Here is an 11,578-nt window from a genome sequence, read left to right on the forward strand (position 1 = left end):
GCTGTTTACAAAAAATGTCGCAAAGAAAACAATGGAGGACGACCATGGTCGATTTCATCAGAAAGAAATATGAAGTGGAAGCGCCGGATGAGAAGAAGGTCTTTGGCAAGGGTGAGCGCCGCGAAGATTACGAAGCGGCATGGAAGAGCTCTTCACGCCAGTTTCTCGTTGGACTGCCGGGCTCCGGACGCAGGGAACTGGCCCGGTTGATGGGTGAAAGGCTGGAAGTGCCCGTGACAGATGCTGCGGATGCCGACTCCGCAAAGCAGGCGTGCGAGGAAGGCTCGGCCGTGGTGGTCGTGGAGCCGGGCGTTTTCGACGATCCAGAGGCCGCAACCCGGATGAACGGGTGCGGCAAGGTGTTCTACCTGATGACCGACGCCAACACGCTGGCGCGGCGTCTGGCGGCTCGAGGGGATGCTGCTGACGAAGAGGCTGTCTGGCAACAACTCTGCTCGGATCTGGAAAAGTACGAGCCGCTGTTTATGGGCAACTTGCATTTCATCCTTCAGGGCGTCGCCGACCCCGCCGATCTGCTGGATGACGCGCTCGAAAAGGTCTCGTGGTAGACTAGCTCCCGTGCCGTTCGATCTCGATATCGAGTGAGCGCAGCGTGATGCGCATGTCTTCGAGCAGCCAGAACAGGGACATGATGATCGCCACCAAGCCACCGATGAAGCATATCTCCACGAGGGTGGTCAGACCGAGGCCGAAGATCTGTTCCGCGAACAGGAGCAGCGTCACGGCGCATATGAGGCTGATGGCGAGCAGGGCCAACGCGATGGCGCGTCGGAGAATGGTGCAGCGGCGGCGCAGGACCGTTATCTGGCTTTTGAGAAAGTCGCGGTCTTCGCCTTCGGCTTTGTCCATTTCGGCCAGCAGCTTGCGGATGAGGTCCGTGGGGCGGCCAATGCGGTTCGTCATGGAGAGCACCAACAGGCCGATGCCGGAGATGAGCACGAAGGGGGCTATGGATGCCTGAAGAATCGGGATGAGTGTCGTGATGTCCATGGCCGAGGTAGTTATGCCTGGTCCGCAGCTTCGTCAAGAAATAAAGAGCCTCTGAGTCATACCCTTTTTCCTGTGCCTCTCGAGGGGGGTGACGGGAGGGTGGGTTTCAGTGTATTGGAGCCGGATACCATTAGTAAGCGAGGTCTTGAATGCCCCAGAAACCTTTGCGTGTGGAACTGCTGTCGCACACGCCTGAGCCATTATCATTAATATATGCCTCTTTCCGTCAGTGCTATCATGCCGGGTTCGTCGCCGACATGTGGCCCAAACTGCTGGCCGGCGAGATCGAGCGGGAGAAGCAGGCCAGCTTCGTGAGTTCGGTGCTGGAGTCGGGTCACGACAGCCCGGTGGAGCACGTCAGCTTCACCTTTGCGGTGGAAGGTATCTCCCGCGCCTGTTCGCACCAGATAGTCCGGCACCGGATCGCATCCTACTCTCAGCAGAGTCAGCGGTACGTGACGGATACCATGGACTACGTGATTCCGCCCGCCATCGAGAAGATCCCCGAGGCCAGAGCGCGGTTCGAGAAATTCATGGACGATGTATCGGATGCGTACGCAGACCTCCGCGACATTCTCGTGGAGCACGGTCGTGAGACGAAGGCAAATGAAGATGCGCGCTTTGTGCTTCCTCAAGCCGCGGAAACGAAGATCGTCATCACCATGAACTGTCGTTCGCTCCTGCATTTTTTCAACCTGCGTTGCTGCACCCGGGCCCAATGGGAAGTCCGCAAGGTTGCCGATGCCATGCTGCGCGAGTGTCGCGAGGCGCTGCCGGCCATATTCGATACCGCCGGTGCCCGCTGCGAACAGCTCGGCTATTGCCCCGAATCGGAGCGGTTTGCCTGCGGGAGGTATCCGACACGGGCAGAGCTGCTGGGCAGGGACTAGTTTTTCACCTTCCAGATGAGCGTCAAGCGGTTTCCTCGTTCGAGGGAGCCGCTTTTTTCATATTGGAGAAAATCGAAGCAGGGTGTGGAAATTTGAGGTGCCAACTCGCTATGAACACGGAATGTAGACAGATGAAGGGGTTATACTTGCAAGGAAGAAAATGAGAATCATGTGACGTCTAAGTGATAATGCTTTTATTTCAATGGTTTGTCCGTTTATAAAAAATTTAGAAAAGCAGGTGTCAAGGGGGTTGTGTCCATAAAAGACCATTCGGCTCTGAGAAAAAGAATCTGAGAGTGAGATATTCGAAGAAAAATGAATCTTGGTATGTGGAAAAAGTTTCCCAATCGTGTTGGTTCGAGCTGGGGGATTTTCCCGTCACATTGCGGAAACCCTTGCGCTCAGGGCGTTTCACAGGGTTGTGACAAAAGCCTTGAGCCACAAGGGTTGAAGCGTTTGTATCAAAGATTTCAGATTGTTGCGTGGATGTGGGGTGCTGTAGATAATCTTTTCCCGTTCCGGTGCAGGGCGATGCTCACCGTTGTTGCCCGAAGGTGATGTCTAGCCTAATACCCATCTCCATGATGACGACTGCGTGCAATCAAATCCTTCACAATCTCGAGAAGAACCTCACTCCGAGCGTATTTGAGCTATGGGTGAAGCCCTTGTCCTGCGATGTTGAGGACAAGAAGCTGCGCCTGACCGCTCCCAACGCTTTTGTGGCCAACTGGGTGCGTGACAAGCTGATGAAGGATGTCCGGATTGCTGCCGTCGATGTGCTCGGCGATGATGCCGACGTAGAGGTTCTGGTCCGCAAGAAAGCGGACAAGCCCAAGACCGAGTCCAAGCCCAAGCAGCTCGGTCTTCCCATTGTGCATGTGCCTGAGACGAAAAAGACTCAGGCCCACAACTGGCGTTTTTCCTTCGACGAATTCGTAACCGGACCATCCAATCAGCTCGCATGTGCCGCCAGCCAGACCCTTTGCGACACCTCGTTCGACACTGAGAATCTTTTCCTGCATTCCGGTCCCGGCCTCGGCAAGACCCACCTGCTTCAGTCCATTGGCAGGCGTCTTTGCGAAGTCTCCAACAAGAAATCCGTGAACATCGCCTGTCTCTCGGGCGAAGAGTTCGCAAACCGGCTCGTTCTGGCCCTTCGCGCCAAACGCATGGACGAGTTCAAGGCCCGCTTCCGCGAAAAGGCCGACGTGCTGCTGCTTGAGGACGTGCACTTCTTCCAGAACAAGGAGAAGATGCAGAACGAGCTGCTCGGAACTGTCAAGGCGCTTCGCGAGCGCGGCTGCAAGGTGGTGCTCACCAGCTCTTTCCGCCCCCGGGAGATGAGCAATATCGACGACCAGCTGCTTTCCCGGTTCACTTCCGGCTTCGTGGCCTCCATCGACAAGCCGGACTTTGAAACCCGTCGGCGTATTGTGGAGCACAAGGCTCGGAACATGAGCGTGCAGGTGCCCGACGATGTCTCCGAACTGCTGGCCGAGCGTATCGTGTCTGATATCCGTCAGCTCGAGAGCGCGCTGAACAACCTTGTGTTCAAGGCGCGTCTTCTGAACACTGGCGTGAGCACCGACATGGCTTGGGAGGTCCTCGAGAACTACGCCATCGAGAACCCTTCCCCGGACTACGATTCCATCATCAATTTCGTGTGCCGCTACTACGGCCTGTCCGACCTGCAGCTCAAGTCGCGCAGCAGGAAGCGTCAGATCGTGACCGCGCGCAACACCGCGTTCTACCTTGCCCGAAAACACACCGACATGTCTCTGAAGGACATCGGCGAACGTCTTGGGCGCAGGCACTCCACGGTGCTCAAAGGTATCACCAACGTCGAACGCGAAATCTCCGTCCAGACCCCTCTGGGCCGCCAGATCGAAAAGGCGGTCACCACCCTGACCAGCTAGGCTGAAGAGCCCCTCTCTACTCGTAACGGTGAAGGTGCCTGCGTGCCTGATCCGGGTCCATGCCGCGTTTTTTCGCGATGATTTCGAGGTTTTCCTCGGCGTCGGACTCACGGATGTAGAGGGGGGCTATGTCCTTTTCGTCAAAGGACGCTTCCGAGGCTGCTTCAAGCATTGCCTGCGGCGCGGGGTAGTCGTGGACAGGCGAAAGGATGGAAACGCCTGCCTGTGAGAGCTGCCCGAATGCTTCCGGGTTTTTCCTGACCCCGCTGCCACAGAGAGAGGCAGGGCCGGAGGAAGCGATTATCGCAGCCGCGTCGGTCGCCTTACAGGCAGCGGCAGGGGCGATGGCATGGCCATTCCGGAAACTTTGCAGATATACCTGCCCTCGACGGGCATACGTGGTAACGTGGATAGTTTCAGTCAGTATGGAAACCAGCGGCCGCGCGATGAGCGGGAGCAATTCCAGACCGGCGACCGGCAGGTTGTTGCCTGCGGCAAATCCTGCGGCGGCGGCCAAGGTGAGTCTCAGCCCAGTGAAGCTGCCCGGTCCGCGGACGCTGGCGATTCCGGAAATATCTGCCGGAGCAAGGTTCAGCCCCTTGAGCATGGAGTCGATGGCCGGGGCGATGAAGCCCACGGATCGACCGGGCACCGTCCACTCCTGCGAGGCAAGAAGGGTGGTGCCGGTTTCCTCAGTAGTGCCGATGGCAATCTGCAGTCGTTCTTCGCACCCGTTGAGCACGAGCACGGGGCCACGTCGATTATGAGAGCAGTCTGCGGATGTCATTGAATATCGCGAAAGCCATGAGGGTCAGCAGAAGGAGCAGCCCCACTCGGGTGGCTGCGGCGCGCCAGCGCTCATCAACAGGTTTGCCTTTGATGATCTCCAGTATGAAATACACAATGTGGCCGCCGTCCAGCACCGGTATGGGCAGCAGGTTGATGATGCCGAGGTTGATGCTGATGAAGGCCGTCAGGTAGAGCAGGTACTCCAGTCCGGCCTTTGTGCCCTCGTGCACCGCCTGAACAAGGAAGATGGGACCGCCGATGGTCTCTGCGGGCAGGATTCGCTCCACGAGCTTTACGAAGCTGGTGACGACGAGGTTCATCTGTTCCCAGGTGATTGCGGCGGCTTGAATCGCTCCCGTGCCCTCCACGGGCAGGTACATCTGCTCGCCGGCGGCGGCGACGCCCACCAGCGGGACGCTGACTTCTTCGCCGAACATGGTCTTGATGGTCCGAACCTTCGGCGTCATGGTGAACCTGAGCTGTTCTCCCTCGCGATCGACCGTCAGGGTCACCGGCTCTTCTCCGGACTCACGGATGTGGCCCGGCAGCTCGTCCCATGTGCGGATTTCCATGCCGTTGATGGAAAGAACGCGGTCCCCGGCTTCCAATCCCGCCACCTTGGCAGGCGTATCGTCCATGACCTGTCCGATGACCGGAGCCATGGCAGGTTGGCCTTTGGCGAGGAGCAGAGCCCAGAAGATCAGGAATGCCAGAATGAAATTGAAGACCGGTCCGGCGCCGACAACCAGAATACGCTGCCACGCTGGACGTTCGCCGAAAAGGGTTTCCTCCGGAAACTCTTCTTCGTCTTCCTCTTCTTCGGATTCACCTGCGAGTTGAACGTATCCGCCAAGCGGCAGTGCCGAAAGTTTGTATTCTGTCAGTCCTTTGCGAAAACCGAAGAGCTTGGGGCCGAAGCCGAGAGAAAAGGTCTTCACGCCCATGCCGAAAAGGCGGGCGATGAGAAAGTGGCCGAGTTCGTGAAAGAAGATCAGGCCGCCTAGGATGATGATGACTGCGATGAAACTGGTTGCCATAATAGTAATGATAGCCGTTTCGAGAGCCGGGGGCTAGTCCCGGGCGAGGAGTTTCTTGCGGATTTCCTCGTCGAGCCCCAGGGCCGCCTCGGGGGTGGATACGTCCACGGGCTCGTGCGCCGCGAGCGAACGCTCGATGAGCGAAGGAATGTCCAGATAGTTGATCTGTTCTTTCAGGAAAAGGGAAACCGCCACTTCGTTGGCGGCATTGAGGACGATGGGATGGCTTTCCCCGGCCGCGAAGGCGTCAAAGGCCAGCTTCAGGCAGGGGAATGCGGAGAAATCCGGTTTTTCGAAGACGAGGTTGCCCACATCGGCGAGGTTGAGGCTCGGCAGTTGCAGAGGTACCCGGTCCGGAAAGCAGAGGCAGTGCGCGATGGGGACGCGCATGTCCGGCAGACCCATATGGGCCAGTTGGGAGCCGTCCACGTACTCCACCAGCGAGTGGACGATGCTCTGCGGGTGTACCACCACATCCACCTGTTCGGCAGGAAGCCCGTACAGATGGCAGGCCTCAATGACCTCAAGCCCCTTGTTCATGAGCGTGGAGCTGTCGATGGTGATCTTGGCCCCCATGTCCCAGTTGGGATGGTCAAGCGCCTGTGCAAGCGTGACTTTTTCGAGATCCGCGCGGCTCCTGCCCCGGAAGGGGCCGCCGGAGGCCGTAAGGATCAGGCGGCTTATCTCGCGGCTGTCGCCGTGCCCCAGCAGACCCTGAAACAGCGCGTTGTGCTCGGAGTCAACCGGAAGAATCAGCGCGCCGGATTTGCGGCACGCTTCCCGGATGATGTGCCCACCGAGAACGAGCGACTCCTTGTTGGCCAGCGCGATCATCTTGCCGGCTCTGGCCGCCTCGAGGGTCGGTCGGAAACCCGCTGCGCCTACGATGGTGGACAGCACGAGGTCGACTTCCGCCAGCGCCGCCAGTTCGCAGTAGGCTTCGGGGCCGGTGAGAATATCCGGTTCATAGTCAGGAGGGAGCAGTTCCCTCAACTTGATGGCGGCAGTATCGTCAATGACTGCCAGAAAGGGTGGCCGAAATTCGGCGGCCTGTTCTGCGAGCTTGGGAGCATTGGTGGCCCCGGCGAGGACCTTGACATCGAACCGGGCTGGGTGCTTGCGCACCACATCCAGCGCGCTGACCCCGATGGAGCCGGTGGAGCCGAGAATGCAGAGCCTGCGGGGAGTTTCCGGGAGCCGGGCATCCGAGGGCCACTGTGAAATGTAGGTGTGCACTGAAACGTCCTGAGGCCTTAGTTGAAGAAGGGGAGCAGCATCCTGGCCAGACCGTATACCGGCAGAACGAACAGCAGGCTGTCGATGCGGTCGAGCAGACCTCCGTGTCCGGGGAGGATCGAGCCCGAATCCTTGACGCCGAGCGTGCGCTTGAGCGCGGACTCGAAGAAGTCGCCGAGCTGGGCGGCAATGTTCAGGGCAGCGCCGAGCAGGACCCAAGCCCAGATCGGTGCGTTGCCGAAGGAGAGTCCGTATGTGACGGTGACGAGGATGCACGCGCCGAGGCCGCCGAAACTGCCGGCCCACGATTTCTTCGGGCTGACGGTGGGCCAGATCTTGCGTTTGCCGAACATGGATCCCGTATAGAATGCCGCCGTGTCGGATATGGCTGCTGCAAGGATAACCAAAGCGCACTCGAACCTGTTGAACTGCAGGAAGAAGTGCAGGTTCAGCGGGATGTAGGCCATGCCGAGCAGGAAAATGAGCGGTTCGCGCGGTTTGACCTCCTCGGGGTGTCGACCGTAGCTGAACAGGAAGGTCATGGCGGCGGCCCAGAAAGCACCGATCATGGCCATGGCGGTCCACTGGCTGTTGGGAGCCACGTGAAAGCTCAGGAGCAGCAGCAGGGTGAAGGCGCAAGCGAGCAGCTTGTAAGCTTTGGCGTTGCGCATGGGCCGGAACATGTCTAGATATTCCATGAACGCCAGACCGCCGAACACCGTCAGTGCCAGAAAGAGAACCCAGCCTCCGAGCAGAATGCCCAGGGCGGGGATGAGTGCCAGCGCCAGTCCTGTGGCGATCCTTTTTTTATGCGTGCTTTCCATGTATTTCGTGCGTGATTGTAGGTCTTCCGCCTAGTGTTACCCGATCGGGAGTCTGCGGGCAACCGAAGTGGATCAGGATTGGCTCTCGAGTTGTTCGCCGGTCTTGCCGAAGCGGCGCTGGCGGCCGGAATAGTGCTCCAGCGCCTTGTCCAGCTCTTCGGGGGTGAAGTCGGGCCAGTATACGTCGGTAAAGTAGAATTCGCTGTAGGCTGCCTGCCAGAGCAGGTAGTTGGAGAGGCGCAGCTCGCCACTGGTGCGGATTATTAGATCAGGATCCGGCTGTCCCGCAGTGTAGAGCCGGCCGGCCATGGCTTCTTCGGTGATCTCCTCGGGACCTAGACCGTCGCGGACCATGCTTTTGCAAGCGCTCAGGATTTCGTCTCGGCTCGAGTAGTTCAAGGCGAGATTCACCGTCAGGCTGGTGCAGTCGGCGCTTTTCTTCATGGCATGTTCCAGTGCCTTTCTGGATGCCATAGGCAATCCCTTGATATCCCCGAGTACCTTGAGCCTGATGTCCTGCTCCACAAGCTGGCCCAGCTCGCGGTTGAGAAAGCTCACCAGCAGATCGAAGATGGTGCTCACTTCCTCTTTGGGACGAGACCAGTTCTCGCGTGAAAACGTGTAGAGGGTAAGATGCCGGACGCCTATCTCGCGGCAGTGTCGTACTATGGCGCGGGCCGCCTCGGTACCGGCCTTGTGGCCTTTGCTCCGGGACAGCCCGCGCATGTTCGCCCATCTTCCGTTGCCGTCCATGATGACGGCGATATGAGCGGGAATGATGAAGTCGGAGGACATGCGGTCCCTATATCTCCATGATTTCCTTTTCCTTGGCTTCGAGGAGTGCGTCGCACTTTTTCACGAAGTCGTCGGTCAGGGCCTGGACGTCGTCCTGCCCCTTGCGCAGGTCGTCCTCGGAGATTTCCTTGTCCTTTTCGAGCTTCTTGAGCTGGTCATTGAGGTCGCGGCGGACGTTGCGGATGGCAACCTTGGAGTCCTCGGTGTACTTCTTGGCGACCTTGACCAGCTCCTTGCGGCGTTCTTCGGTGAGCGGCGGAATGGAGATGCGGATGATCTTGCCGTCGTTTACGGGGTTCAGGCCCAGATCGGATTTCTGGATGGCCTTTTCCACGTCGGAGAAAGCGCCTTTGTCCCACGGCTGGATCGTGAGAGTACGGGCATCGGGAACGGAGACCGAAGCGAGCTGGTTGAGCGGGGTCGGAGCGCCGTAGTATTCCACGGTCAGCTCGTCCACCAGAGAGGTGCTCGCGCGTCCAGTGCGCAGTTTGGCAAAGTCATTCTCCAGATTGGAGATGGTGGCGCCCATGCGTTTCTTGCCGTCTTCCAGAACCGTTTTCATCCTTAATCTCCTCCTTGAACGGTGGTACCGATGTTTTCGCCTTCTGCCACACGCTTCATGTTGCCTTTCTTGAAAAGGTCGAAGACAACGATGGGCAGTTCATTGTCGCGTGCCATGGAAATGGCTGTGGAGTCCATGACTCCGAGCCTCTTTTCCAGTGCCTCAAGGTAGGTGACGTTCTCGTACTTGACGGCGTCGTCAAATTTGACGGGGTCCTTGTCGTATACCCCGTCCACCTTGGTGGCTTTCAAGATGGCATCGCACTTGAGTTCCAGCGCACGCAGCGCGGCAGCGGAGTCCGTGGTGAAATACGGGTTGCCGGTGCCTGCGGCGCAGATGACGACACGGCCCTTTTCCAGATGGCGTACGGCCCGCCTGCGAATATACGGCTCGGCCACTTCCTTCATGGTGAAGGCGGTCATCACGCGGGTGTCGCATTCATTTTTCTCAAGCGAGTCCTGAACGGCAAGTCCGTTCATGACGGTGGCCAGCATGCCCATGTAATCGGCCTGCGCGCGATCCATGCCCTTGGCGCTGCCCGCCACACCCCTGAAAATGTTACCTCCGCCGATGACCAGAACGACCTGGACTCCGGCGCTTACTACAGAAGCGATTTCCTTGCTGAATCTGTCGATAGCCTCCGGATCCACTCCGAATTGCTGATCGCCCGCGAGGGCTTCGCCACTGAGCTTGATGAGTACCCGCGAAAACCGCACTTTGTCCATATTCTCCTCATTCTGTCAATAGGTTGTGACAATGGGGTCTTGCCCCGCCCAAAAAAAACGGGCCGTGCGGCCCGTTTTTGCTTTCCTAGTCTTCGGCGTCATCCCCGAGTTCGAGTCGGATAAAGTCGCCGACAGTGCCGGCGCCTGCGTCCTTCAGGTATTGTTTGACGCTCTTCTTGTCTTCCTTGATGAAGGGCTGCTCCACAAGGCAGACTTCCTTGTAGTATTTGTTGATGCGGCCCATGACGATCTTTTCGGCAATCTCTTCGGGCTTGCCTTCGTCCATGGCCTGCTTCAGGTAAATGGCCTTTTCCTTGTCGATGTTCTCCTGCGGGAGCTGATCGGGGGTGGTGCACAGCGGGCTGGTGGCGGCAACCTGCATGGCCACGTCCTTGGCGGCTTCCGCGTTGTCAGAGCCGTTGATGGACACGAGGGTGCCGATCTTGCCGTTGGAGTGGATGTACAGACCGATCACGCCGTCGGCGGAGAGCTTGGCGAAGCGGCCGACCTGCATGTTCTCGCCCAGCTTGGCGATGATGTCGGCGACGTCGACCATGTCTTCGGGCAGGTCTTCAGCGTTGCCGGCGGTCACTTCGAGACCGGCGACCTTCTCAGCCAGAGCATCGGCAAAAGCCTGGAATTCTTCGTTCTTGGCCACAAAGTCGGTTTCGCACTTGAGTTCCACGAGCACGGCGTTCTTGCCGTCGGCGCTCACGTAGGAACCGATGCGACCTTCGGAGGTGGCGCGGCCGGCCTTCTTGGCGGCCTTGGCGAGACCCTTCTCGCGCAGGTAGATGATGGCCTTTTCCTCGTCACCGTCGGATTCGACCAGAGCTTTCTTGCAGTCCATCATTCCCGCGCCGGTTTTCTCGCGCAGGTCTTTGACCATGGAAGCGGTAATAGACATATCTCAATTCCTCCTGGAAAGCCTTGTTTTAGGCTTCGGCCTTTTCTTCAACTTTTTCCGCGGCCTCTTCCTTGTCGCCGCCGTCCTTGGCACGGGCGGCGCCTTCGATGCAGGCTTCGGCCATGTGGGTGGAGAAGAGCTTGATGGCGCGGATGGCGTCATCGTTGCCCGGAATCACGTAGTCGATCAGGTCGGGGTCGCAGTTGGAGTCGGTAACGGCGACTATGGGGATGCCGAGGCAGCGGCATTCCTTGACGGCGATGTGCTCGCGCTTGGGGTCGATGATGAAGGCTGCCGCCGGAGGTTCGGTCAGGTCCTTGATGCCGCCCAGGGACAGGTTCAGCTTGTTCACTTCGCGGCTCATCTTGACGATTTCCTTTTTGGGGAACTTGTTGATGGAGCCGTCTTCGAACATGGTTTCCAGGTTCTTCAGGCGGTCGATGGAGCGCTTGATGGTCTGGAAGTTGGTCAGGGTGCCGCCCATCCAGCGGTTGGTCAGGTGGAACATGCCGGCGCGCTCGGCTTCCTGCTTGATGGAATCCTGAGCCTGACGCTTGGTGCCGATGAAGAGCACCTTGCCGCCGTTGGCGACGGTGTCGGAAATGAAATCGTGGGCCTTGCGGTAGAGCTTGACGGTCTGCTGCAGGTCCATGATGTGAATGCCGTTGCGAGAGCCGAAGATGTACGGACGCATTTTCGGGTTCCAGCGGCGGGTCTGGTGACCGAAATGAACACCGGTCTCCAGCATCTGTTTCATGGTAACGTAAGACATAAATCCTCCAGGTTTTTTTCCTCCATCCCTCTTCCGAACCCCGATCGCGGGGCACCCGGTTGCCGAAGGATGTGTGATATTGAAGTCGGGGGTCAATACGTCATTTTTGACCGC

At 58.5% G+C, this 11,578-nt stretch carries 13 protein-coding genes; 3 read left to right on the forward strand and 10 right to left on the reverse strand.

Annotated features, from left to right (window positions below; all coding sequences use genetic code 11):
• Positions 1 to 44: 44 nt before the first annotated feature.
• Positions 45 to 569, forward strand: coding sequence for a hypothetical protein (locus BR24_RS10555; protein ID WP_496541447.1), 525 nt, complete (start codon positions 45 to 47; stop codon positions 567 to 569).
• Between the two features lies 1 nt (position 570).
• Here the strand turns inward: BR24_RS10555 and BR24_RS10560 are convergent, their stop codons facing one another.
• A complete protein-coding gene (locus BR24_RS10560; RefSeq protein WP_496541448.1) occupies positions 571 to 1,011 on the reverse strand; it encodes a DUF2721 domain-containing protein in 441 nt (146 codons plus the stop codon).
• Between the two features lie 149 nt (positions 1,012 to 1,160).
• Between BR24_RS10560 and thyX the strand changes: the two genes are divergently transcribed.
• Positions 1,161 to 1,901, forward strand: coding sequence for an FAD-dependent thymidylate synthase (thyX, locus tag BR24_RS10565; protein ID WP_496541449.1), 741 nt, complete (start codon positions 1,161 to 1,163; stop codon positions 1,899 to 1,901).
• A gap of 581 nt (positions 1,902 to 2,482) precedes the next feature.
• The gene (dnaA, locus tag BR24_RS10570) at positions 2,483 to 3,817 is read left to right on the forward strand and encodes a chromosomal replication initiator protein DnaA (RefSeq protein ID WP_496541450.1); all 1,335 of its coding nucleotides are present in this window, start codon (positions 2,483 to 2,485) and stop codon (positions 3,815 to 3,817) included.
• Between the two features lie 16 nt (positions 3,818 to 3,833).
• On the opposite strand, the gene tsaB is transcribed toward dnaA, so the two are convergent.
• The 9 genes from tsaB to rpsB all read right to left on the reverse strand — a co-directional run bounded on the left by tsaB (position 3,834) and on the right by rpsB (position 11,464).
• On the reverse strand, positions 3,834 to 4,604 hold the full coding sequence (tsaB, locus tag BR24_RS10575; protein ID WP_496541451.1) for a tRNA (adenosine(37)-N6)-threonylcarbamoyltransferase complex dimerization subunit type 1 TsaB: 771 nt from the start codon (positions 4,602 to 4,604) through the stop codon (positions 3,834 to 3,836).
• Entirely contained in the window at positions 4,579 to 5,643 is a 1,065-nt protein-coding gene (gene rseP, locus BR24_RS10580) for an RIP metalloprotease RseP (protein WP_496541452.1), read from the reverse strand. Before rseP ends, tsaB begins: the two co-directional genes overlap by 26 nt.
• 33 nt (positions 5,644 to 5,676) lie before the next feature.
• Positions 5,677 to 6,879, reverse strand: a complete 1,203-nt coding sequence (locus BR24_RS10585) for a 1-deoxy-D-xylulose-5-phosphate reductoisomerase (protein ID WP_496541453.1) — start codon at positions 6,877 to 6,879, stop codon at positions 5,677 to 5,679.
• 17 nt (positions 6,880 to 6,896) lie between these two features.
• The gene (locus BR24_RS10590; protein WP_496541454.1) at positions 6,897 to 7,703 is read right to left on the reverse strand and encodes a phosphatidate cytidylyltransferase; all 807 of its coding nucleotides are present in this window, start codon (positions 7,701 to 7,703) and stop codon (positions 6,897 to 6,899) included.
• Between the two features lie 72 nt (positions 7,704 to 7,775).
• Positions 7,776 to 8,498: an undecaprenyl pyrophosphate synthase gene (uppS, locus tag BR24_RS10595; RefSeq protein WP_496541455.1), complete on the reverse strand. Its 723-nt coding sequence runs from the start codon at positions 8,496 to 8,498 to the stop codon at positions 7,776 to 7,778.
• A gap of 7 nt (positions 8,499 to 8,505) precedes the next feature.
• Positions 8,506 to 9,060, reverse strand: a complete 555-nt coding sequence (gene frr, locus BR24_RS10600; RefSeq protein ID WP_496541456.1) for a ribosome recycling factor — start codon at positions 9,058 to 9,060, stop codon at positions 8,506 to 8,508.
• A gap of 2 nt (positions 9,061 to 9,062) precedes the next feature.
• Positions 9,063 to 9,785, reverse strand: coding sequence for a UMP kinase (pyrH, locus tag BR24_RS10605; protein WP_496541457.1), 723 nt, complete (start codon positions 9,783 to 9,785; stop codon positions 9,063 to 9,065).
• An 85-nt stretch (positions 9,786 to 9,870) separates the two neighbouring features.
• Complete coding sequence (gene tsf / locus BR24_RS10610; protein ID WP_496541458.1) at positions 9,871 to 10,692, reverse strand: translation elongation factor Ts; 822 nt, start codon at positions 10,690 to 10,692, stop codon at positions 9,871 to 9,873.
• A gap of 28 nt (positions 10,693 to 10,720) precedes the next feature.
• A complete protein-coding gene (rpsB, locus tag BR24_RS10615) occupies positions 10,721 to 11,464 on the reverse strand; it encodes a 30S ribosomal protein S2 (protein WP_496541459.1) in 744 nt (247 codons plus the stop codon).
• Between the last annotated feature and the right edge of the window lie 114 nt (positions 11,465 to 11,578).

This window comes from Pseudodesulfovibrio halophilus DSM 5663 (assembly GCF_059568665.1).